At 65.6% G+C, this 21,700-nt stretch carries 25 protein-coding genes and 1 tRNA gene; 21 read left to right on the top strand and 5 right to left on the bottom strand.

The annotated features are described in order from the left end of the window. Positions 1-28 precede the first annotated feature (28 nt). The 20 genes from steA to A5785_RS17015 all read left to right on the top strand — a co-directional run bounded on the left by steA (position 29) and on the right by A5785_RS17015 (position 17,498). A complete protein-coding gene (gene steA, locus A5785_RS17110) occupies positions 29-1,210 on the top strand; it encodes a putative cytokinetic ring protein SteA (protein ID WP_197494534.1) in 1,182 nt (393 codons plus the stop codon). Between the two features lie 3 nt (positions 1,211-1,213). Next, the gene (locus A5785_RS17105) at positions 1,214-2,149 is read left to right on the top strand and encodes a copper transporter (RefSeq protein WP_049700743.1); all 936 of its coding nucleotides are present in this window, start codon (positions 1,214-1,216) and stop codon (positions 2,147-2,149) included. A gap of 193 nt (positions 2,150-2,342) precedes the next feature. After that, the gene (locus A5785_RS17100) at positions 2,343-4,097 is read left to right on the top strand and encodes a CTP synthase (protein WP_049700742.1); all 1,755 of its coding nucleotides are present in this window, start codon (positions 2,343-2,345) and stop codon (positions 4,095-4,097) included. Then, a complete protein-coding gene (locus tag A5785_RS17095; RefSeq protein ID WP_064867823.1) occupies positions 4,094-4,747 on the top strand; it encodes an NUDIX domain-containing protein in 654 nt (217 codons plus the stop codon). The genes A5785_RS17100 and A5785_RS17095 overlap by 4 nt, the downstream gene beginning before the upstream one ends. Next, positions 4,744-5,673, top strand: a complete 930-nt coding sequence (xerD, locus tag A5785_RS17090; RefSeq protein ID WP_064867821.1) for a site-specific tyrosine recombinase XerD — start codon at positions 4,744-4,746, stop codon at positions 5,671-5,673. Before A5785_RS17095 ends, xerD begins: the two co-directional genes overlap by 4 nt. Before the next feature lie 102 nt (positions 5,674-5,775). Continuing rightward, positions 5,776-6,723: a ParA family protein gene (locus A5785_RS17085; RefSeq protein ID WP_049700768.1), complete on the top strand. Its 948-nt coding sequence runs from the start codon at positions 5,776-5,778 to the stop codon at positions 6,721-6,723. Next, entirely contained in the window at positions 6,720-7,604 is an 885-nt protein-coding gene (locus A5785_RS17080) for a segregation and condensation protein A (protein ID WP_064867819.1), read from the top strand. The genes A5785_RS17085 and A5785_RS17080 overlap by 4 nt, the downstream gene beginning before the upstream one ends. Further along, on the top strand, positions 7,601-8,377 hold the full coding sequence (gene scpB / locus A5785_RS17075; protein ID WP_156525509.1) for an SMC-Scp complex subunit ScpB: 777 nt from the start codon (positions 7,601-7,603) through the stop codon (positions 8,375-8,377). Before A5785_RS17080 ends, scpB begins: the two co-directional genes overlap by 4 nt. 3 nt (positions 8,378-8,380) lie before the next feature. Continuing rightward, a complete protein-coding gene (locus A5785_RS17070) occupies positions 8,381-9,451 on the top strand; it encodes a pseudouridine synthase (protein WP_064867817.1) in 1,071 nt (356 codons plus the stop codon). Beyond that, on the top strand, positions 9,448-10,146 hold the full coding sequence (gene cmk, locus A5785_RS17065; RefSeq protein WP_064867815.1) for a (d)CMP kinase: 699 nt from the start codon (positions 9,448-9,450) through the stop codon (positions 10,144-10,146). Before A5785_RS17070 ends, cmk begins: the two co-directional genes overlap by 4 nt. Beyond that, positions 10,143-11,591 carry a ribosome biogenesis GTPase Der gene (gene der, locus A5785_RS17060; protein ID WP_064867813.1) on the top strand — a complete coding sequence of 483 codons (1,449 nt, stop codon included), beginning with the start codon at positions 10,143-10,145 and terminating at the stop codon, positions 11,589-11,591. Before cmk ends, der begins: the two co-directional genes overlap by 4 nt. 48 nt (positions 11,592-11,639) lie before the next feature. Continuing rightward, complete coding sequence (locus A5785_RS17055) at positions 11,640-11,906, top strand: GlsB/YeaQ/YmgE family stress response membrane protein (protein ID WP_049700735.1); 267 nt, start codon at positions 11,640-11,642, stop codon at positions 11,904-11,906. A gap of 87 nt (positions 11,907-11,993) precedes the next feature. Beyond that, positions 11,994-12,067, top strand: a tRNA-Pro gene (locus tag A5785_RS17050). A 929-nt stretch (positions 12,068-12,996) separates the two neighbouring features. After that, a complete protein-coding gene (locus tag A5785_RS17045) occupies positions 12,997-13,230 on the top strand; it encodes a hypothetical protein (protein ID WP_064867811.1) in 234 nt (77 codons plus the stop codon). Further along, positions 13,218-13,463: a hypothetical protein gene (locus A5785_RS17040; RefSeq protein ID WP_064867809.1), complete on the top strand. Its 246-nt coding sequence runs from the start codon at positions 13,218-13,220 to the stop codon at positions 13,461-13,463. The genes A5785_RS17045 and A5785_RS17040 overlap by 13 nt, the downstream gene beginning before the upstream one ends. A 325-nt stretch (positions 13,464-13,788) precedes the next feature. Next, on the top strand, positions 13,789-14,088 hold the full coding sequence (locus tag A5785_RS17035) for a helix-turn-helix domain-containing protein (protein ID WP_064867807.1): 300 nt from the start codon (positions 13,789-13,791) through the stop codon (positions 14,086-14,088). Between the two features lie 47 nt (positions 14,089-14,135). Further along, a complete protein-coding gene (locus A5785_RS17030) occupies positions 14,136-14,855 on the top strand; it encodes a hypothetical protein (protein WP_156528101.1) in 720 nt (239 codons plus the stop codon). A 2-nt stretch (positions 14,856-14,857) separates the two neighbouring features. Then, entirely contained in the window at positions 14,858-15,223 is a 366-nt protein-coding gene (locus tag A5785_RS17025; RefSeq protein WP_064867803.1) for a hypothetical protein, read from the top strand. A 155-nt stretch (positions 15,224-15,378) separates the two neighbouring features. Then, entirely contained in the window at positions 15,379-16,545 is a 1,167-nt protein-coding gene (locus tag A5785_RS17020) for a hypothetical protein (protein WP_064867801.1), read from the top strand. Between the two features lie 371 nt (positions 16,546-16,916). Continuing rightward, a complete protein-coding gene (locus A5785_RS17015; protein WP_064867799.1) occupies positions 16,917-17,498 on the top strand; it encodes an antirestriction protein ArdA in 582 nt (193 codons plus the stop codon). A gap of 418 nt (positions 17,499-17,916) precedes the next feature. Here A5785_RS17015 and A5785_RS17010 read toward each other — a convergent pair whose 3' ends face one another. From A5785_RS17010 to A5785_RS16990, 5 genes are read right to left on the bottom strand one after another with little or no spacing between them, the layout of a single operon-like run. Then, positions 17,917-18,336 carry an ankyrin repeat domain-containing protein gene (locus A5785_RS17010; RefSeq protein ID WP_064867797.1) on the bottom strand — a complete coding sequence of 140 codons (420 nt, stop codon included), beginning with the start codon at positions 18,334-18,336 and terminating at the stop codon, positions 17,917-17,919. Between the two features lie 8 nt (positions 18,337-18,344). After that, positions 18,345-19,829: a WXG100-like domain-containing protein gene (locus A5785_RS17005; RefSeq protein WP_156528099.1), complete on the bottom strand. Its 1,485-nt coding sequence runs from the start codon at positions 19,827-19,829 to the stop codon at positions 18,345-18,347. Beyond that, entirely contained in the window at positions 19,826-20,116 is a 291-nt protein-coding gene (locus tag A5785_RS17000; RefSeq protein WP_082946595.1) for a WXG100 family type VII secretion target, read from the bottom strand. The genes A5785_RS17005 and A5785_RS17000 overlap by 4 nt, the downstream gene beginning before the upstream one ends. Continuing rightward, positions 20,113-20,445 carry a WXG100 family type VII secretion target gene (locus tag A5785_RS16995; RefSeq protein WP_064867793.1) on the bottom strand — a complete coding sequence of 111 codons (333 nt, stop codon included), beginning with the start codon at positions 20,443-20,445 and terminating at the stop codon, positions 20,113-20,115. The genes A5785_RS17000 and A5785_RS16995 overlap by 4 nt, the downstream gene beginning before the upstream one ends. Positions 20,446-20,467: 22 nt before the next feature. Continuing rightward, on the bottom strand, positions 20,468-20,866 hold the full coding sequence (locus A5785_RS16990; protein WP_064867791.1) for a YbaB/EbfC family nucleoid-associated protein: 399 nt from the start codon (positions 20,864-20,866) through the stop codon (positions 20,468-20,470). A 287-nt stretch (positions 20,867-21,153) separates the two neighbouring features. On the opposite strand from A5785_RS16990, the gene A5785_RS16985 reads away from it, so the two are divergent. Further along, positions 21,154-21,696 (top strand): antirestriction protein ArdA, encoded by a 543-nt coding sequence (locus A5785_RS16985; protein WP_064867789.1) that lies wholly within the window; start codon positions 21,154-21,156, stop codon positions 21,694-21,696. The last annotated feature ends 4 nt before the right edge of the window (positions 21,697-21,700 follow it).

Below are 21,700 nucleotides of genomic sequence, written 5' to 3'. Positions count from 1 at the left end.
CGCACGGTCAATCATGTGGTGCATGAAGATGCCCGCACTGCTCGCACGTAACTCCGAAGAACTGCCTGGCGTGTCCGGTATCGCCAGGATCGACAAGAACACCCGCCGCCTCATCGACCGAGTCGGACCGGGTGACATAGCCATCCTCGACGAGGTCGACCTCGACCGCGTCACCGCCGACGCTTTGGTCGAGGCCAATGTCGTCGCCGTAGTCAACGCGTCCCGCTCCATCAGCGGGCGCTACCCCAACCTCGGACCCGAGGTGCTCGTCGGCTCCGGGATCGTCCTCGTCGACGAGGTCGGACCCGAAGTGTTCAAGCGCGTCAAGGACGGCGCGAAACTCCGGGTCGACGACGGCAAGGTGTTCGTCGGTGAACGACGCCTCGCGCGTGGCACCACGCTCGACGAGCACGAGATCGCCGACATGATGATCGAGGCAAAGACCGGACTCGTCGATCACCTCGAAGCCTTCTCCGGCAACACGATTGAGTTCATCCGGAGCGAGTCCCCACTGCTGATCGACGGTGTCGGCGTGCCCGACATCGACGCCTCGTTGGTCGGCAAGCACGTCGTGATCGTGGGGGACGGACCCGACCGCGCCGCCGATCTGCGTGCACTCAAGCCGTTCATCAAGGAGTACTCACCGGTGATCATCGGTGTCGGTGCCGGCGCAGACACGCTGACGAAGGCCGGGTACAAGCCCTCGCTGATCGTCGGCGACCCGGAAGAGATGAAGGTCGCGACACTGAAATGCGGTGCGCAACTGGTGCTTCCGGCAGACACCGACGGCCATGCCTCGGGTCTCGAGCGAATCCAGGACCTCGGAATCGGGGCGACCACATTCCCCGCTGCCGGCGCGGCGTCGGATCTCGCTTTGCTGCTCGCCGACTACCACGGCGCCGACCTCATCGTCACCGTCGGCTATGGCGGCACCCTCGATGACTTCTTCGACCGCTCGCGGCGTGAGAGCAATCCGTCGACCTTCCTCACCCGAATGAAGGTCGGACCCAAGCTGGTCGACGCGAAAGCTGTTGCGACGCTGTATAGGAGCCGCGTGTCGGGGGCGGCCGTCGCCTTCGTTGTACTCGCGGCGCTGATCGCGGTGATCGCTGCGGTGATGTTGTCGAGCGCGGGTGGCGAAGTGACCGATTGGGTTGTCGCACAGTGGCATCAGCTCGTCGAGTGGGCCCGTGGGGTCTGGAACAGGTAGACAATGATTTCGGTTCGGCAGCATGCGATCTCGCTCGCCGCGGTGTTTTTGGCACTCACGGTGGGTTTATTCATCGGCTCCGGTTTTGTCGGCGACAGAATGAATTCGTTGACCGGCACCAGTCGTGATCGCATCGGGGCGTTGCAGGACGAGCGCGATCAACTCAACGATCAGCTCAACAGCGCCAATAGTTTTGACACCGCGATCACCGGACGGGTGATCGACGGAACGCTTCGTGGCCAGTCGGTCCTGGTGGTGACCGCTCCCGGCGCAGCAGACGCCGACGTCGCTGCCATCAAGGACGCGGTCGCAGGCGCGGGCGCCAAGGTGTCGGGTCAGATCGCGTTGACGCCACAATTCGTCTCCGATCAGAAATCCGAGCAACTCTCGACGATCATCGACCAGACGATTCCTCCGGGTTCGACGCTGCGCGCCGAACTGGTCGACTCCGGTGGCCGCGCGGGTGATCTACTCGGTGCTCTGACGCTCGACCGCGGCGGAAAGGGCGCAGCGTCGGCCGACGACCGGCGGACCGGACTCGAAGCGTTACGCGACGGCGGGTTCATCGACTATGCCGGGGCGGGCTCGACACCTGCCGACCTCGCCGTCGTGGTGACCGGCGGCGGCTATCCCGAGGATTCCGGTGCTCAGGGACAACTCGTCGCCCGCTTCGCCGCGGCACTCTCGGGACGTGGCGACGGGGGAGCGTTACTCGGTCGGACGGGTTCGACCGCTGGTGGTTCGCCGATCGCCGTCGTTCGCTCGGACCCCGGTCTGGGCAACGCCGTCTCGACCGTCGACAACGTCGATCAGCAAACCGGGCGCATCACGTCGATCCTGGTCCTACAGGAGGAGAAGGGCGGGCGGACCGGCGCCTACGGCACCGGAGCGGGCGCCAAGGCGATCACCGTCGGGGCCACCGACCGACCGTCGACCTGACGCCGTCCGGGGGCGGGGCGTTCCGAGAGGGACGCCGCTCGCCCTGGCCGTCGGCGGGATCACGACGCGGATCACACCTTCGGCGAGCACGCTTCCGGTGTGGCGGAGCGGAGAACCGCCGATGGGTGTTACCCTGGAGTCCCGTAGGTCAACAGGTTTTCCGGCCTGATCCAGCCGACGGGAGAGACGGGTTTTGCGACCACTTCGCCACGTGCATGAAGGCACGAAGCACATATTCGTTACGGGCGGCGTCGCATCGTCGCTCGGAAAAGGTCTGACGGCGTCGAGCCTCGGCCAATTACTCACAGCGCGCGGTCTGCGCGTAACCATGCAGAAACTGGATCCGTATCTGAACGTCGATCCAGGCACGATGAATCCCTTCCAGCACGGTGAGGTCTTCGTCACCGAGGATGGCGCCGAAACCGATCTCGACGTCGGGCATTACGAGCGCTTCCTCGACCGCAATCTCTCGCAGTCGGCGAATGTCACCACCGGACAGGTGTATTCGACAGTCATCGCCAAGGAGCGACGCGGCGAGTACCTCGGCGAGACCGTCCAGGTCATCCCGCACATCACCGACGAGCTGAAATCGCGGGTGCTCGCGATGCGTGCGCCCGGCGACGACGGTGAGCCGCCAGACGTCGTCATCACCGAGATCGGTGGAACCGTCGGCGACATCGAGTCGCTCCCGTTCATCGAAGCCGCCCGCCAGATCCGTCACGACGTCGGCCGCGACAACGTCTTCTTCATCCACGTCTCGCTGGTGCCCTATCTCGCGCCGTCGGGTGAGCTGAAGACCAAGCCGACCCAGCACTCGGTCGCTGCTCTGCGCAACGTCGGAATCCAGCCCGACGCGCTGATCCTGCGGTGCGATCGCGACGTGCCCGAGGGGCTCAAGAAGAAGATCGCGCTGATGTGCGACGTCGACATCGACGGCGTCATCTCCACGCCCGACGCCCCGTCGATCTACGACATCCCCAAGGTGCTGCACTCCGAGCAACTCGACGCCTACGTCGTGCGCAAGCTCGGGCTGCCGTTCCGCGATGTCGACTGGACCGTGTGGGGCGAACTGCTCAACCGTGTGCACGAGCCGCGTGAGACGGTCCGAATCGCGTTGGTGGGCAAGTACGTCGACCTGCCCGACGCCTATCTGTCGGTGACCGAGGCGATCCGCGCCGGTGGCTTCGCGTGGCGCGCCAAGACCGAGATCAAGTGGGTTCCGTCCGACGAATGCGCCACCGAGGCGGGTGCGCAGGCAGCGCTCGGAGACGTCGACGGCGTGTTGGTTCCCGGTGGCTTCGGCATCCGCGGGATCGAGGGCAAGCTCGGAGCGATCCGGTACGCGCGGCGTCGAGGCATTCCCTTGCTCGGACTGTGCCTCGGCCTGCAGTGCATCGTGATCGAGGCCGCACGCTCGGTGGGCCTCGAGGACGCGAGCTCGACGGAGTTCGATCCGGACACCCCGTTCCCCGTCATCTCGACCATGGCCGATCAAACCGAGATCGTCGCCGGAGAAGCCGATCTCGGCGGCACGATGCGGCTCGGTGCCTACCCGGCAACCCTCAAGCCAGACAGCATCGTGGCGGAGTCGTACGGATCGACAGAGGTGTCCGAGCGACACCGGCACCGCTTCGAGGTCAACAACTCCTACCGCGACAAGATCGCCGCGTCGGGTCTCGTGTTCTCGGGGACGTCGCCGGACGGTCACCTCGTCGAGTTCGTCGAGTACCCGAAGTCGATTCATCCGTTCCTGGTGGGCACCCAGGCTCACCCCGAACTCAAGAGCCGGCCGACGCGCCCGCATCCGCTGTTCCGGTCGTTCATCGATGCTTCGCTGAAATACAAAGCGGCAGAACGGCTTCCGGTGGACCTGGGCGACTACGATCCTCCGCCCGCGGCGGCGGTCGAAGACGACGTCGCCGTCGAGGTCGAGGAACAGGACGCTTGAGCGAGTGCACCGGCCCCGGCGCCCACCACTTCGACGTGAAGTCGAGCCGAGTGGTCTACGACGGAGCGATACTCGCGCTTCGCCTCGACCAGGTGGAGATGCCGGGCGGTCGGGTCGCCGAACGCGAAGTCGTCGAGCATTTCGGTGCCGTGGCCGTCGTCGCGCGTGATGAGGACGGCAGGATTGCGATGGTGCGTCAGTATCGGCATCCTGTCGGCCGCAGGTTGTTGGAGATTCCCGCGGGGCTGCTCGACAAGGGCGGGGTAGAGCCGCCGCTCGCCGCCGCGCAGCGCGAGCTCGCGGAGGAAACCGACCTGCGTGCGCAGCGGTGGCAGGTGTTGATCGACCTCGACCTATCGCCCGGGTTCACCGACGAAGCGTTGCGTGTCTACCTGGCCGAAGAACTGTCGGAGCACCATGTGGCCGAACGCGAGGACGAAGAGGCCGATATGTCGTTGGAGTGGGTCGCGCTCGACGACGCTGTGTCGATGGTGCTGTCCGGTGACATCGTGAACGCGACCGCGGTGTCGGGGATTCTCGCGCTCTCTGCCGCGGATCGCACCGACACGCAGCTGCGAACGCCGGATTCGCCATGGCGCGATAAGCCCCACGCCTTCGCCGATCGCAAGGCGGGTCGGGCATCGACGTGACCGCCGGGACGCGTGTCGACGACGTGGTGTCGAGGTATCTCGACCACCTCACCGTCGAACGCGGCATGGCGCCCAACACGCTTGCGTCCTACGGCCGCGACCTCGACCGCTACCGGCGCTATCTCTGCGGGCGGGGGATCGTCGATCTCGCGGAGGTCACCGAGAACGACGTGCGCGAGTTCCTCGTCGACCTGCGACGCGGCGACGAGCAGGCCGGGACAACACCCCTCGCCGACAGCTCGGTAGCGCGAACCCTGGTGGCCACCAGGGGTTTTCACAAGTTCGCCGCCGCTGAAGGTGTCGTACCCGCCGACGTGGCGCACGGGGTGCGGCCACCGCGTCCGGCGCGACGCCTCCCCAAGGCGTTACCCGTCGACGACGTCGTCGCGATCCTGGAAGCTGCGGGGGCGGGCGACCATCCGCGTGCGCTGCGTGACCGCGCGCTCCTCGAACTGCTCTACAGCTGTGGAGCACGCATCACCGAGGCGACGTCGCTCGACGTCGACGACCTCGACACCGATGCGCGCACCGCCCTACTGCGCGGCAAGGGCGGAAAGGAGCGACTCGTGCCGGTCGGCGGACCCGCCGTCGGCGCGATCGAGGCGTATCTGGTGCGTGGGCGGCCGGCCCTGGTGACACGCTCGACGCCCGCGCTGTTTCTGAACGCGCGCGGCGGCAGGCTCACCCGACAGGGCGCGTGGCAGGTGCTCGCCGACACCGCGGAGCGGGCAGGAATCGGTACTGCCGTCTCACCGCACACCCTGCGGCACTCATTCGCGACGCATCTGCTCGACGGCGGCGCCGACGTGCGAGTGGTCCAGGAGTTACTCGGGCACGCCTCTGTGACGACGACGCAGGTCTACACCCTCGTCACGGTCAACACGATGCGTGAGGTGTATGCCACGGCCCATCCGAGAGCGCGCTGAGCGTCGTGGAAGGCCCGTGCGGCGATGCTCCACGGCTTCGGTGCAGTGAACCATTAGGCTGACAAGCGGCGTCGATACGTGATCAGTGAGAAAGGCGGGTACGTGAGCACACCGAGTACACCGCGGTCGGGAGGTCATGCCGACGATCAGTACCGACTTCATGTGATGTCCGGCATCGACATCGACGAGGGCGATCATCCCGACGACGAGATCGGCCCGACCGGGCGTCCCTACCGCGACGTTCCGACGCCTGCGCCGCTCGACCGACACGGACCCGCGACCGTCATTGCCGTCTGCAATCAGAAGGGCGGCGTGGGTAAGACGACGTCGACGATCAACCTGGGTGCCGCACTCGCCGAGTACGGGCGACGCGTACTGCTGGTCGACCTCGATCCGCAGGGTGCGTTGTCTGCGGGCCTCGGCGTGCCGCATCACAAACTCGACGAGACCGTCTACAACCTGCTGGTCCCACCGCACGCCTCCATCGAGGATGTGCTGATGCGTACGCGCGTCGAGAACCTCGACCTCTTGCCGTCGAACATTGATCTGTCTGCCGCCGAGATTCAACTCGTCAGCGAGGTCGGACGCGAACAGGCACTCGGTAGGGCGTTGCACCCTGTCCTCGACCGCTACGATGTCGTGCTGATCGACTGCCAGCCGTCGCTCGGGTTGCTCACCGTCAACGCCCTTGCCTGCGCCGACACCGTGATCATCCCGATGGAGTGCGAATACTTCAGTCTGCGCGGTCTGGCGCTGCTCACCGACACGATCGAGAAGGTGCGCGACCGACTCAACTTCCGTCTCACCCTCGGTGGCATCCTCGTCACGATGTTCGACGCCAGAACCCTGCACTCCCGTGAGGTGATGGCGCGCGTCGTCGAGGTCTTCGGCGACGCCGTGTACGACACCGTCATTGCGCGTACCGTGCGCTTCCCGGAAACCAGCGTCGCAGGTGAACCGATCACGTCGTGGGCGCCGAAGTCCGCGGGCGCCAAGGCGTATCGCGCGTTGGCTCGCGAGGTCATCGCGCGCAACGTCAAGCAGGCATGACCGAGACCGGCACCGCTGAGGCCGACGTCGAGGCTCCAGAGGTAGGAACCCCGGAGGCGGGCACCACGGAGGCGGGGGCGACGGAGGCAGAGGAGCAGGGCTTTCGGGTCAAGCTCGCCAACTTCGAGGGTCCGTTCGATCTGCTGCTGAACCTGATCAGCCAGCACCGTCTCGACGTCACAGAGGTCGCGCTGCATGCGGTGACCGACGAGTTCATCGCGTACACGCGAGAGATGGGTTCCGAGCTCGGGCTCGAGCAGACCACCGAATTCCTGGTCATCGCGGCAACCCTGCTCGATCTCAAGGCGGCAAGGTTGTTGCCGACCGGAGAGGTCGACGACCCGGAGGATCTCGCGCTGCTCGAAGCGCGTGACCTGCTCTTCGCGCGACTCCTGCAATACCGCGCGTACAAGCAGGTGGCCGCACTCTTCGGCGAACTCGAAGCCGCGGCGCTGCAGCGGTATCCGCGCGCGGTGTCGTTGGAGCAGCAGTTCACCGACCTGCTGCCCGAGGTGACACTCGGCGTCGACGCGAACGGGTTCGCCGAGGTCGCCGTCGCAGCGTTGACCCCGCGACCTATCCCGACGGTCGGTCTCGATCACCTTCATGACATGCACAAGGTGTCGGTGCCCGGGCAGGCTCGACGCATGGCCGCGCTGCTGGCTGCCAAGCCCGGCGAGTGGCTGACCTTCCGCGCGCTCGTTGCCGACTGTGAGAACGGACTCGAGGTTGTCGGCAGCTTCCTCGGACTGCTCGAACTCTTCCGTGAGCGTGCGGTCACCTTCGAGCAGCCGGAGGCACTCGAAGAACTCCAGGTGTCGTGGACAGGCGAGCGCGACCGCGACGAACTACGCATGGAGAAAGCAGAGGACTACGAATGACCCACATCGACGAGAATTCAGGCGGCCCCGACGCCGACTCGTCCGAGAGCGTTGCGCCCGAGCAGACGACGCTCGACGTCGGCGACGTGGTCGTCGACGAGGCAGACTCCGAACCAGTTCTCGACGACGCGCGTCTGCGTGCGGCGCTCGAAGCTGTGCTGCTCGTCGTCGACACCCCGGTGACCGCCGACGAACTCGCCTCGGCGGTCGGCGACAACCGCGCACGCGTGCACACGACACTCACCCAGATGGCGGCTTACCTGACCGAAGCGCGCAGTGGCATCGACCTCCGGTTCGCCGGTGATGGTTGGCGGTTCTACACGCGAGCGGAGTACGCGCCGTACGTCGAGCGTCTCCTCCTCGACGGGGCGCGCTCGAAACTGACCCGAGCCGCCTTGGAGACGCTCGCCGTCATCGCGTATCGACAGCCCGTGAGCAGGGCGCGAGTCAGCGCGATCCGAGGCGTGAACGTCGACGGCGTCGTCCGCACACTCGTCGCCCGCGGACTCATCAACGAGGTCGGGTCCGACACCGCGTCGGGCGCTACGACCTACGGGACAACCGAGTTGTTCCTCGAGCGTCTCGGGCTCGCGTCGCTGAGTGAACTACCCGATCTGGCGCCGCTGCTGCCCGACGTCGACCTCATCGACGACCTCGACGAAGAGCTCCTGTCCGACCCGCGATTCGCCAAACTGAGTGGTGGGCGTTCAGACTCAAAGGGAGACGACACACCCGACACCTCGTCGGGAACCACAATCGACGACCAGGAATGACATATGGCATCCGCTAGCCGTGACGGCACACCGGGCGACCGCAGGAAGAACAATGCGGGTCGCACCAACCGAAAGAACAGCTCCAATGACAACCCCCGCGGGCAGCGCTCCGCAGGTGGGGCAGCCGGGCGCGGCGCGTCGGGCAAGTCCGCGAGCGGTCGCAGCATCCCCGCGGGCGGTAAGGGGCATGGGTATAAGGGCCAGCAGCCCAGCACAAAGAAGAGGCATCGCAAAGGCCGTTCGACGCCCGACGTCGAGGCGGGGCGTATCAGGCTGAACAACGCGCGACCAGCCCGTCACCAGGGCGGCTCCGACGAGAGTGGCCACGCAACCTATGTCGACGACGGCGTACGACTCCAGAAGGTCCTTGCACAGGCAGGCGTCGCGTCGCGTCGTGGCGCTGAGGAGATGATCGCCGCCGGCCGCGTCGAAGTCGACGGCGAGGTCGTGACCGAACAGGGGCTGCGCATCGACCCCGACACCGCGGTCATTCGCGTCGACGGTGCCCGCGTCATCATCGACGAGACCAAGCAGTACCTCGCGCTGAACAAGCCCAAGGGCTGGCAGTCGACGATGGCCGACGACCAGGGACGCCCGTGCGTCGGCGACATCGTGGCCGAACGCGTCATGGCGGGTCAGCGCCTCTTCCACGTCGGCCGACTCGACGCCGACACCGAGGGTTTGTTGCTGCTGACCAACGACGGCGAGCTCGCCCATCGGCTGATGCACCCGTCCTACGAGGTCCCCAAGACCTACCTCGCGACGGTCAAGGGCGAGGTTCCTCGTGGACTCTCCCGCGCGCTGCGCGACGGCGTCGAACTCGACGACGGCCCGGTGTCCGTCGACGGATTCACCGTGATGGACGTCAACGAAGGACAGTCGCTGGTGCGAATCACTCTGCACGAGGGCCGAAATCGGATCGTGCGTCGACTCATGGAATCCGTCGGGTTCCCGGTGACCTCGTTGGTGCGCACCCACATCGGCAACGTGGCACTCGGCGAGCAGCGTCCCGGAACCCTGCGAGTACTCGGTCGCGACGAGGTCGGTGCGCTGTACAAGGCGGTGGGGATGTGAGCGAGTCCGTCACGTCCTCGCGTGTGATCGCGATCGACGGACCCGCGGGGACCGGAAAGTCCACTGTCTCAAAGCTTCTCGCGCAGCGGGTCGGTGCGCACTACCTCGACACCGGGGCCATGTACCGTGCCGCGACGCTCGCTGTGCAGCGGGCAGGCGTCTCGCCTGATGCTCCCGACTCGATCGCCGCGGTCGTCGACGACGCGCGGATCGAACTGCGTGCAGACGGATCGGGTGGATCCCGGGTGTTCCTCGACGGTGACGATGTGTCGGCGCCGATTCGCACCGACGAGGTGACCAACGCGGTCTCCGCGGTTTCTGCCGTGCCAGCCGTTCGGTCGAAGATGGTTGCGCTGCAACGGATTCACGCCGTCGACGATTTCGTCGTCGTCGAGGGCCGAGACATCGGGACCGTCGTCTTTCCCGACGCGCAGGTCAAGATCTATCTCACCGCGACGCCCGAAGCGCGAGCACTACGACGACATCGGCAGAACCTTTCCGCCGGTCGTGACAGCGATTTCGAGCAGGTTCTCGAGAGTGTGAACCGCCGTGATCATCTCGACTCGACGCGCACCGTATCGCCACTGCGACCCGCAGACGACGCGGTCATCGTCGACACCAGCGACCTGTCGCTCGAGCAGGTTCTCGACGAACTCGCCGGACTGGTCCAGACACGAACCGGAGGTGCCGTGTGACCGAGCACGATGACTTCATCACTACCGACGTAACCGCCCAACCAGGCGACGGTATCTGGTCGGACGAAACCGATTGGGAACTCAGCGAATTCGACCTCGGGGAGGAAGGTGGCGAACCCGAGCGCCTCCCCGTCGTGGCGATCGTCGGCCGTCCCAACGTGGGCAAGTCGACGTTGGTCAACCGCATCCTCGGCCGCCGTGAGGCCGTCGTCGAAGACATTCCCGGCGTGACCCGCGACCGTGTGTCGTATTCGGCGTCGTGGTCGGGACACCGATTCACCGTCGTCGATACCGGCGGATGGGAACCCGACGCCAAGGGCCTGCAACAGGCCGTCGCGAAACAGGCCGAATCGGCGATGGAAACCGCAGACGTCATCGTGGTCGTCGTCGACGCCACGGTCGGCGCCACCGCGACAGACGAGGCCGTTGCGCGCGTGCTTCGACGGTCCAAGACGCCGGTCATTCTCGTCGCCAACAAGGTCGACAGCGAGAAGCTCGAGGCCGAGGCTGCGTCGCTCTGGTCGCTGGGACTCGGTGAACCGCATACGGTTTCCGCTGCGCACGGCAGGGGAGCGGGTGACCTTCTCGACGTGATCCTGGAGAAGATGCCCGAGACCCCGCGGGATGCGGCGCCTGCATACGGCGGTCCCCGTCGCGTGGCGCTCGTCGGTAAGCCCAACGTCGGGAAGAGCTCGCTGCTCAACAAGCTCGCGGGTTCCGATCGCTCGGTCGTCGACAATGTGGCTGGCACCACCGTCGACCCCGTCGACGAGCTCGTCGAACTCGACGGACGGCCGTGGCTGTTCGTCGACACCGCGGGCTTGCGCCGCAAGGTGCACACCGCCAGCGGGCATGAGTATTACGCGTCGCTGCGCACGAGGTCGGCGCTCGAGGCCGCCGAGGTCGCGATCCTGCTGATCGACGCGTCGGAGCCGATCACCGAGCAGGACCTACGCGTGCTGTCGCTGATCATCGAGACCGGACGTGCCTTGGTGATCGCGTTCAACAAGTGGGATCTGGTCGACGAGGATCGTCGCTACCAGCTCGACAAGGAGATCGACCGCGAGCTCGCTCGCGTGCCGTGGGCACGGCGTGTGAACATCTCGGCGATGACCGGACGCGCGGTCCAAAAGCTGGTGCCTGCCCTCGAAGGTGCGCTGGAGTCGTGGGACAAGCGCATCTCCACCGGCCAGCTCAACAACTGGCTCAAAGACGTCATCGCGTCGAATCCGCCTCCTCTGCGCGGAGGGCGGCAGCCGCGCGTGATGTTCGCGACCCAGGCATCGGTGCGGCCACCGACGTTCGTGCTGTTCACGACCGGGTTCCTGGAGGCGGGCTACCGCCGGTTCCTGGAGCGCCGACTCCGCGAGGAATTCAACTTCGACGGCTCGCCGGTCCGGATCAACGTGCGCGTGCGCGACAAGCGAGACCGCCGGAAGCGTTGACCGCCCCAGACAGCGAGTCTCGCCCGAAGTCGTGACATACTCCCATGCGTGCTTATCTTGGCGATCATCGTATTCGGAATGGTTATCGGCGCCCTCGCGCAGCTGATCATCGGTGGCAAGAACATGTGGAACATCGACTGGACCTTGGCCATCGTCGCGGGCCTCGTCGGCTCGTTCGTCGGCGGACTGTTGATCAGTCTGCTCTCGGGTGACGGACTGTCGTTGCGTCCGAGCGGGATCATCGGATCGTTGGTCGGCGCGCTCATCGTGACCGGCGGCTGGATCTGGTACCGGAAGCGCTCCACGGTCTCCTAGCAGAACCGTCGGCGCGGCCGTGACCAGGCGATTAGCCTCGAACGGCCGCCGTCGGCTAATGTTGTCGAGGCCCTCGCGAGAGGGCAACGGGCTGTGGCGCAGTTTGGTAGCGCACTTGACTGGGGGTCAAGTGGTCGCAGGTTCAAATCCTGTCAGCCCGACCGCAGGTCAGAGGCCCTTTCCGGGATACCGGGGAGGGCCTCTTTCGTGTCTCTACCCCCGAATCTACCCCCAAACCGCGACCGGGGGAGCGCTGCCGACAACCTTCGGGGGAATGACCCGCCGAAGCGATCGTCAGCGGTGCCTCACTGAATCCTCTACTGCGGCGAACCACAAGCAGTACCTCCGGCCGCTCCGGGGCCTGACGGCCCCTGCGGGCCTCCGATACTGCAGTTACCCGCAGTGTCGGGGCATAGAAATTGACAGGGAATCGTGACCCGCGTCACTGCAAAGGCCCTATTGGCAGCAAACAGCTGCATAGCGCCCCAAAAACATGCTGTGACCTGAATGTTTCGGGCTGCTTCGAAAGGTTGTTCTATATGGGTTGTGCCACACCTTCTTTGAAACCACATAACGAATCTACAACGAAGGGTGTCTGACCTGGCCAAACGACGCCCCCGAGGGGGTAGCGCAGGTAACGCGGGGGGCTAGTACGAAGTACGCCCCCTTACCGGAGCTACCCATACCGAGGGGGGCGTGGCTCGAACCGCAACAGGGCCGTGGCAACTATCCGTCGCACAGTCGTGTTGGTCACGACGTGTTGGGAGTGGGGGTGCTCAGCAGGGTGCTCAGAAGCCCGGTCACTGCGGCGGCACCCCCACAAGGCATGCCCACCATCTTCACGTCGTAACCCACCGCGCTGCGCCACAGCAGGGGTCACTGTCCGTGGCCACAGTCTGTAGGTCACGACGTCTGGGAAGTGGCCATACCTACAGTGACAGGCCACTACGCACCTCACAGCACGGCGGTAGTGCCGGAGGGCGGCGGGCCGCCAGGCCCGGAGCCCCGGAGGCACGCCCGCCATGCCACCGCAGCCCCGTCGGCGCGGCCGACAGCGGACGTCCCCACGGAACACCCACCGAGGAGGCACATGTCCATCACTGCTGACCCTGAAACGCAGACGCGCGTCCGCGAGGCCCTGCTGTCCCTGGGGCTCGCCGTACCCTGCGGCGCCGAGATCGCGCTCACCGACACCGGGGCGGCCGGCCTCGTCGGCCATCGCTACCTCGTCTCGCCGTCGCAGCTCGCAGCAGCGGTCGACCAGCACCAACTGGTGACCGGAGAGCTGCTCGACCTCGAAAGCGCCCTGCCGTGGCACGACTGACGCCCGACGGCCCTGTGGCCGCGATCCAGGCCCACGAGCTGTACTGCGGCGCAACCATCGTCGGACGAGACGGCCTGCTCGGTCGTGTGATCGAGATCCGCGACGGCCCGAACGGCAGCTTGCTCGTCGGCGTCGTGCTGCGGCGCGGTCGCGAACGCCTGGGCACCTACGAGGTGCACGCCCACCCTGACGAGATCCTGTTCATCCGCCCCAGCCCGAGGCCGTGGGGGTGACCTGCGCCAGCCCCGCACCAGAGATGGTGCGGGGCTGTGCTTTTCATCCTGCTCTGCCGAGGGCGGCCACGACGGGCGCCGGCCTCGTCCCTCGGCAGGCCCCGCCGTGGTTGGAGATCTCGTGGTCACCTTCGTAGCCACCGCAGCCGCCGCGGCGCGGTGGCGGGGGCAGTGCTGGTCCACCGAACGGACGACTTCCGACACCCCAGGTCTTGCGCTTTGTCGGATGATCCGTAATCTGATGGCGGTTGCACTAGTGCAACAAGAATGAGAAATGAATAGTGCGGGGGGATATTCATGCAGGTCTACGTGACAAAATCGCTGGGTGCCGAAACCCAAGCCCGATTCTCTGACGCCTCATCAGCTCTGGGAGCGTGACGTGCGTCGGCAGGCGCTCGCGGGGGCGCTCATCGCTGCTCGTGAGCGAGCGGGCCTCACCCGGGCGGAACTGGCGGAACGGGCCCGCATCGACCGGACGATGCTCTATCGCGTCGAGACGGGCAGAACGTCGCTCAGCGTCGATCTCCTCTGGGATGTCTGCCGGGCACTCCACCTGGCTCCGAGCGAGCTGCTGGCAGCCGCCGAGGCCGACGACGCTGCAGCCCAGACGCTCAGCGACGACTGACCGTCACCACCTGCATCTTCTTCCCCCGCATCCTCGAAGGGATGCACATGACACACCACCGCCGACGGCCCGCAGCCGTCGCCATCTTCCTGCTCCTGGCCCTGGTCGCCACGCTCACCGCCTGCAGTGATGACAAGGGCACCGGGGTACCGACCGGTCCCGGCACCGAGGGCGCCTGGACCGAGAAGGACTCGGCGACCACCGTCGACTCCGAGGCCCACGACTCGGCCAAGATCAGCTACACGGCGTGGAAGAAGAACCGGGACAAGCCCAGCTACGCCATCGTCTTGACCAGCGAAATTCGGCTCCCGACCGATTTTGACATCGTGAAGAGCCAGCCCGAGCTGCTCGACGGCACTATCACCGGCTACAGCGGTGTCCACCGCGGTCTGTCGCAGCTCCAGGATCGGTCGGTCACGGTCACGGTGCCCGAGTTCGGCGAGTCCTCCTCCTACTCCGGCACCGACCTGCTCATCGCCGTGATCGACCAGGGCGGCACCGTGACCTCGGCCACCCGGTACCCGTACCCGGCCGCCAATCGTCCCGAGTCGTTCGACCTGGCGAATGAGCCGACGGCCGGCTACGCCCGCGTCGCCGCGGCGTCCGGCTCTGGCATCGTCATCCCGGCCGAGGCCGCAGGTGACAAGCCGGAGAAGGCGTACGTCTCCTCGGTCCTGCGAGATGCATTTGACGACACCGTCGTCTGGGCGATGGTCCGTGGCAGCTCGTCGGTCTACCGCGCCGAGATCAAGAAGCTGGGGGAGTGACTATGAACGCTCGCACCACTCTCGCGGCCCTGGTCATCACGCTGATGGCAGCCCTCGGTCACGGCACCGCCGCCCCGGCTGCTCAGGCAGCCCCCGGCGGCATCGCGCCCGGCACCTACTGGTTCCACAGCCCCGGCTACTTCGGTGCGGTCAACCGTGATCCGGCGACCGTCCGCGGCGGTGTCCTCAGCGTCCGCTACGGGCCCATCGTCAACCACTACCGGTTGATTCCTACGGCCCGGGGTGCCTACCACGACAACGGCGTCGGTTTCCGCATGGCGCTGGTCAAGCGCGCTCCCGGCCGGTACGGCGGCGACCTCTGCTACTACGGCATTCCTGGAGGCAAGATCTCGCTGACCAAGCGCTGACCCACGTGAAACCCCCGGAGCGGCACCCCGCTCCGGGGGTTTCGTCTCTGTATCAAGGCACGGAGCCAGTTGTTAGCAACGCAAAACAAAGTGCGGCTTATATATAGACGCGACTTGCTGGTTGTTGTGTCAGTGCTCACCGGCATGATTGGTGCATGCCGCGAAACTCGAAATCCCGCAAGGGTATAACGAAGCCCGCCGCCGAGGCGGACAAGCCTTTACCCCTGGCTACAGAACTGTTCCCGGAACTGAATGGGACCTTCTACACCGGCGATCCCGCCGAGTTCTTGAGGCTGCGAATCGAGGCCCTCTCGCTGATGAGCCTGCCTACTGAGCAGATCGCGCCGCTGCTGGCCACGCCCCGCAGGGTTGGCTCGCTGGAGATGACCCCCACCGGCCCGCCGTCCGACGAAGTGCGCGAGCGCTACATCGTCACTGAGTCGGTGATGCTCTTCCACCACGCCGCCGAGATGATCCTGCGCCTCTTCTACGCACACGTCGAGAAGCCAGATTGCCCCTGGCTCGGTATGTCAGCCTCGACCAACTTCGTCGCGTTCAAGGAAAAGGTCGCCAAGAGCCGGGAGAGCGGATTCAGCGAGTCCGACATTGCCATGGTGTTCCTCGGCGGTACAGACCCTCGTGATGCCGCAATCGCGGCCTCCGACGAGGAGTTCGCCGCGACCGTCGACGCCATCAAACTTCTTCTGGGCTACAGCGCCGCACGACTCCTGGACGAATCGTTCCTCTACAACGCGGCCAAGCACGGTCTGACGACAGTGCGTGTCGATACCAGCAAGATGTCGATCAAGACCGACGACGATGAGGTCCCTCTTCATAATGGCGGACTACTCGTCTACCTACACGGGCCGGCTGGCCCGCGGGCACCAAAGGACGGCCCGAAGCATCACATCAGCATGATGGCCTCGTTGCCGGACCAGGATCTGGCTACCGCGACAGTGATCTACCACGCGATCTCTGACCTGTGGCAAGTAGCGCGTCGCCGCTACACCTGCCAGTCAGGAAAAGTCATGCTCTTCACCCGAGATGATGTGCGGCAGTGCATCTCCGGGCCCGTACGTGCCTCAGGCAGCATCATGCGGACAACGGTCATGGAACTGGCCAAGAAGCGCCCCGACGGCTCCCTGACCGACATCGGCATCACCGTAGAGGCAAACGCCGTGCCCAACGCCGATAACGACGCGGACGAAAGGCCCCCGATACGCACTGTGGCACTTCCCGTTCGACAGCGCGATAGACAGGTGATCAACCCGTCGCGTCGGTGGCTCTTGCCGTTCTCGCCCAAGGGATCGTCGCGGGTGTGATCAGCTCGAGTGCCGGTGCCAGCCATCCTGGTGCTCCCTGGTGTGATTGGCGGGGCCAATTGCTGATCGCGTCACAACAGGGCCGGTCGGCGTGTCAGTTGGGCCCCCGCCTACTCCGCTGTACTGGTTAACACCTTCGTGGAGGATGAACAGTCTGGTGGTCCTGCACTGCCACAACAGAAATCGAAGACGTAGGTCCGGATTTCCTGTACCGGTGACCGCCACCGATCAACCGACTGATCCACCCCAGACTCAGGGACACCGATGGCCGTATCCACACGTACCTCGAGCAACTTCACCCCTGTAAATCCACCGGCGTAGCCGCTGGCGGGAGGCTCCTCGGCACGCAACTCGAACCGAGGAGGTTTCCAATGTCCACCGATTCCTGGATTGACCAACAGATCGCGGAAGGGGTTCTGAGCCCCGGCGCCCGGGGTATGACGCCGCAGGCCGCAGCTGACCAGTACAACGCAGCGAATGTGCTCGTTCCCACCGATCCTGGCTATCTCGTCCCGTCGGCCGATGGGCAGGCAGAGGAGCACCACCGCAGCACCGACCAACTCCGAGCAGAATGCGTTGGCATCGATGAGATCCCGGGCGACGTCGAACTCGATCCGCAAGCCGTGGCCAGATGGAGGGATCTGTACGAGCAGGTCGGTGCCGAGCACTGGCCGGTCTTCTGTGCCTGGGTCCGCTCCGGCGCGTGCGTCGAAGATAGCGACGGAATGCCGTCCGCTAGCGAATTCCATATGAGCTACCACGGTACGTGGCCTCGCTTTCGCAACTACGCAGACGCCCTGTTCGAAGTGATTGGGCTGCTCGACCCCGTCCCCAAGGGGCTCCGCCCGTACGTCGACATCGACCGCGTCACGGGCGATCTGGAGCGCAACTACGTGGTCGTACCTGCACCCAACGGCGGCGTTTACGTGTTCAACCGGGTTCGGCTTATCTAATCGGCTGGCGATGAGTCATCGCGGCATCGGGGTCGGGCGTATTGGGCCCATCCAGTGGGCCGCCAGTCTCGATGATTCGCCGGCAGATTGGACAGTCGGGGTCGTAAGGCGGGATGTAGATCCGGACGCGTTTGGTGGTCATGGGACTTGGACGCAGCCGCGTCCCCTCCGGTTCCACAGCTCGGAACGCATCGCGCGATGGACGGCGAGCCCATGAGCCAGACGACAAACACACAGCGCCCCGGACCTCGGATAGGAGGCTCGGGGCGCTGTCTATGCCGAGTTTTCCGCGCGAGAAGTCGGCGGCGCTGTCGGCATGCGGGACAACGGACACTATGGGCGTAAACCAGGTGTCGCTATTGCGGCTCACTAGGTGAGCCCGCGGCGCTCAATCGAGCCTCAGGCGATTGCCCATCTATCAGAGCAGGTCGGTGAATGCGTCGCGGACCGGGAAGACCTCGTTAGAGGTCTCGCGCAAGTCGTCGATGGGTGACCCACCTCGGGCGTCTGGCTTATGTACGTCGGCACCGGCGCGGCGCAAGACGGTAGCCGTCGCGGCGGAACGGTCATAGCCTCCTCTGCCGATCGTGAGGTGGAGTGGTGTCTCGCCGCGATCGTTCTGCGCGTCCACCTCGGCACCGGCTGCGATGAGTGCTTCTACCACTTCTGGGTGCAGGCTCTCCGCTGCGAAGTGTAAGGGCGTCCAGTCACGGGCTTCACGGGCATTCACGTCCGCGCCGGCCGCGATGAGTTTCTTGAGCTCTTTCAGGTCGCCGTCGACCGCCGCGTAGTGCAGCGGGGTGCGGTCGAGGCGGTCCCTCGTATCTATCTCAGACATGTGTCAACCTAACGGGGTTTCTCGTAGTAATGGGATGAGTTGCCGTAGGCATCCTCGAGCCGGTAAAGGTTGGGATTATTCATCAGTTCGTTGAACTCCCACTGGTTCATCTTCCCCGTCTTGTCGGCGAGTTGCCGCCAGTTCTCCTCGCCGTACCTGTGTCCGATGTGGATCGTGGTGTCCTTCGGATAGTAGTGGCCGTCGTGAAAGTAGTAGTTGGGCTTGCCCCCTGGCCAGGCGGGTACGAGCGGTCCGGATGTGATCGCCGGGTCGTTGTACTTGCCCGATACCGGAATCAGAATCGACTTGTCGGCCCCGTTGACGTAGAACTCCTGGCCGTTGATGGTCTTTGTCTTTGCAGCGGCTATGACCGCGGCCTCGACGGCCGGGTCCAACTTCGGCCGGCGTAGCTTGCCGAACACTTGCCACATGCGTGAGTCTCCGCGACCGACCGAGATGGACGCGATGATTGGTCCGGCGCCCTTCCATGTGTCGAGGGCAGCGTTGGTGCCGGCGAACGCCCCCGCGTAGCGTGGGCCGAACATCGACAAGCCTTCAACGAGGCGCAGGAAGTCACGAATGATGGCGGCCACTCGTGCACCAGTAAGGGTCGTCCGCGCCACGACCGCTGCCTGCACCGCGACAGCGCCAACGCCGGAGATCACAGCGGCGGCTTCGATCGCGACCGTCTCGGCCAGGAGCTTCACAACCTCGGCGTAGACCTTGCTGTGCGTATCCTCGATCTGCTGGGCATACCGGTCGCATTCGGCGCCGAGCTCGATGAAGACATCGCCGACCGTTTTCGTCTGCTGGCTCAGATCAGCGATCGCGGCGAGCATGTGCGGCAGCTCCGGCGCCTTCTGCGCGGTGAGCTTGCTGTCGGCGGCGTTGAGGTACTGGATCGAGGCGATCACGTTCTGGCCGGCGGTGCGCCAGGCGGCACCGGCGGCGCGTAGCCGGCCGGGATCACCGTTGGGCCACACAACCCCTTGGACATATCCGGCGATCAGTCCCCACCAGCTGGGCGGGCCCGATCCACCGCCAAAGGCGCTCGGCGGTGACGGTGGTTGGTAGCCAACGGGTTTCATTCCCGGGCTCGAGGACCTAGGTGCGACGGGTATGGCGGTTCCTGCGGAGTCGGCGGCCGAGTAATTCAGCCCCGAGGTGAGCATCATGTTGTGGAATACGGCTGCGACGTTGACGATGCCTCCGGCCGCTTCCATTCCGCCGCCAGCGACGGCGTCGTCATACGCGGAGGCCCAGGTCTGACCGGCGTGGTCGGTCCCAGCCATACCTCCCAGGCCGCTCAGCACGCCGGTTAGCTCGGTTATGTCCTCCTGGAGGCGCATCTGCATGGTGCCGACGGTCTTCGTCGCCGTCCAGGTGTAGCTGCCCGGTTCGTTGTCGATCTCGCCTGTGGGTGCGGACCCATCCAGAGGCCCAAGCAACGGCCCCGCCAGACCCGGGCTCGTGCGCGAGGGTGGCGGGCTCATCGGCGCCACATCCGCACATTGGCGTCGACCGCTGAGTCATAGTTCGACTTCGCCGTGCTGCCCAGTTTCTCCAGGTCGCTGAGAGCGTCCCGCATGTCCTCCGCGCCGGCAGCCCACTCGGCGTGTGCTTCTGCCTGCGCTGCAGCGGCCTCGCCGCTCCAGGTGACGTGAAGCTGCTGGATGATCTTGTCGATGTCGGCCAGCGACTCCTCGGTCTTCGTGGTCAGCGCGGCCATCTGCTTCATGACGTCGGCGAGCTCGGCGCGGTCCACGCGCAGCCGGGTCACGAGCGATTCCCGAGGTTGAGTGGGACGTAGGTGTCGCCCAGCAGCGATGCGCCTGCGGCGTCCGCTTCGGACAAGGCTGCTCTGGCCATGCCGAGTGCCTCGATCGACTGGCGCAGCGCTGCGATCACCTCGGTCGCACCCTCGTGCCAGTCGTCCCACTCGGTGCGATAAGCCTTGGAAGTCAGCCCATCCCAGTTGTCGAGTAAGGTCGTCATTCGCTTCGCCAGGGCCTTGACCTCGCCTTCGAGCGAATCGGCTACGCCGCCAATGAATTTCTGCGCGTAGTCGAGCTCGGCGAAGTCGGCCCGGATCGTTCTACCCTCGTTCACTCGGTCCCCCCGTCACTCCCCGTTATCGCCACGTGTTCCGAAGCGGGTCGAATCGGTGCGGTTCTTCTTCCCACCTGTCGGATTCGGTCTGCCAAGGCGCGCTGGGTGGCTCTTGGTCGTGTTGTGGCTGTCCGATACGACTCAACTCGGCCTGTAGTTCGGCGAGCAGAGGCGCCGCGGCTGCTGCGGCGTGCTCACACGCCTCGGCGTAAGCGGTGAGCACCTGCCTGGACAGCTCACGTGGGTTCAGCCTGGACACCGATTGGTCGAACGCGATGTCGAGCAGCTTGCCGTTGACGTCGACAGCAACCGCTACACGGTCGCCACTACTGGTACCGCGCACTGCCTGGATCTGCGGCATCACCCGTCTGCCGATCTCGTCGATAGCGCTCAGTTCGCGCCCAACCTCGCTGCCATCCATATGTGGGCCCCCTCCCGATCTGATCCGATCCTAGGGTTTAGACGCACGCGATGCGGTTCCGGTTCCACCGTGGCCGAGTTGTTCGATAGTGGCGGTCCTCCGGCGCAGTTGCCATGTTGTGGTTGGGCGAGCGCCGAGCCAGCTGCCTTGACTGGCGATCGATACCAGCAGTCAGTCGGAGTATTGCTACCCCGCGCCGAACGAGCGACTCGCTGATTCGTCCCTGGTCCGGAGGCCGGGCGGCACCGCCGCCCGCGGGTGACTCCTCGAACCCACGAGGAGGTCACATGTCCACTCCCATTACCGTCGCGCCCCGGGTCTGGTTAGGCTGCCTGGCCTGCTACAACGACGGTCGCCTAGTCGGGGCCTGGTACCCCGCCTCCGAGGCCGGCGACGTCACCCCGTCGCAGCTGCACGCTCGCCCGATCCGCCCCGAGACGCACGAAGAGCTCTGGTGCTTCGACCACGAGCATCTACCCACCGACGGCGAGCTCGATCCCATGACGGCAGCCCGCTGGGGTCAGCTCTACGACGAGCTGGACGACCCCTCGCAGTGGCCCGCTGTCTGCGCCTGGGTGCGCAGCGACGATCACGTCGAGGACGGCGACGGCCTGCCCTCGCTCTCGGATTTCACCGAGCGCTACGCGGGCACGTGGGACAGCTTCCTCGCCTACGCGATCGACCTGGCCGAGGAGACCGGCGCTTTCTGCTCGGTCCCCGAGGACCTGCGCCGATTCATCGACATGGCTGCCTGGGCGGCCGAGATCGAGGCCGACTACACCGTCGAGTCCGCGCCCAATCACCAGGTCTTCATCTTCCACAGCTTCTGACCGA

The sequence above is a fragment of the Gordonia sp. 852002-50395_SCH5434458 genome, assembly GCF_001665905.1.
GTDB lineage: Bacteria > Actinomycetota > Actinomycetes > Mycobacteriales > Mycobacteriaceae > Gordonia > Gordonia jacobaea.
Note: the sequence above shows the minus strand (reverse complement) of the source record. Positions and strands in the feature narration are given on the sequence as shown.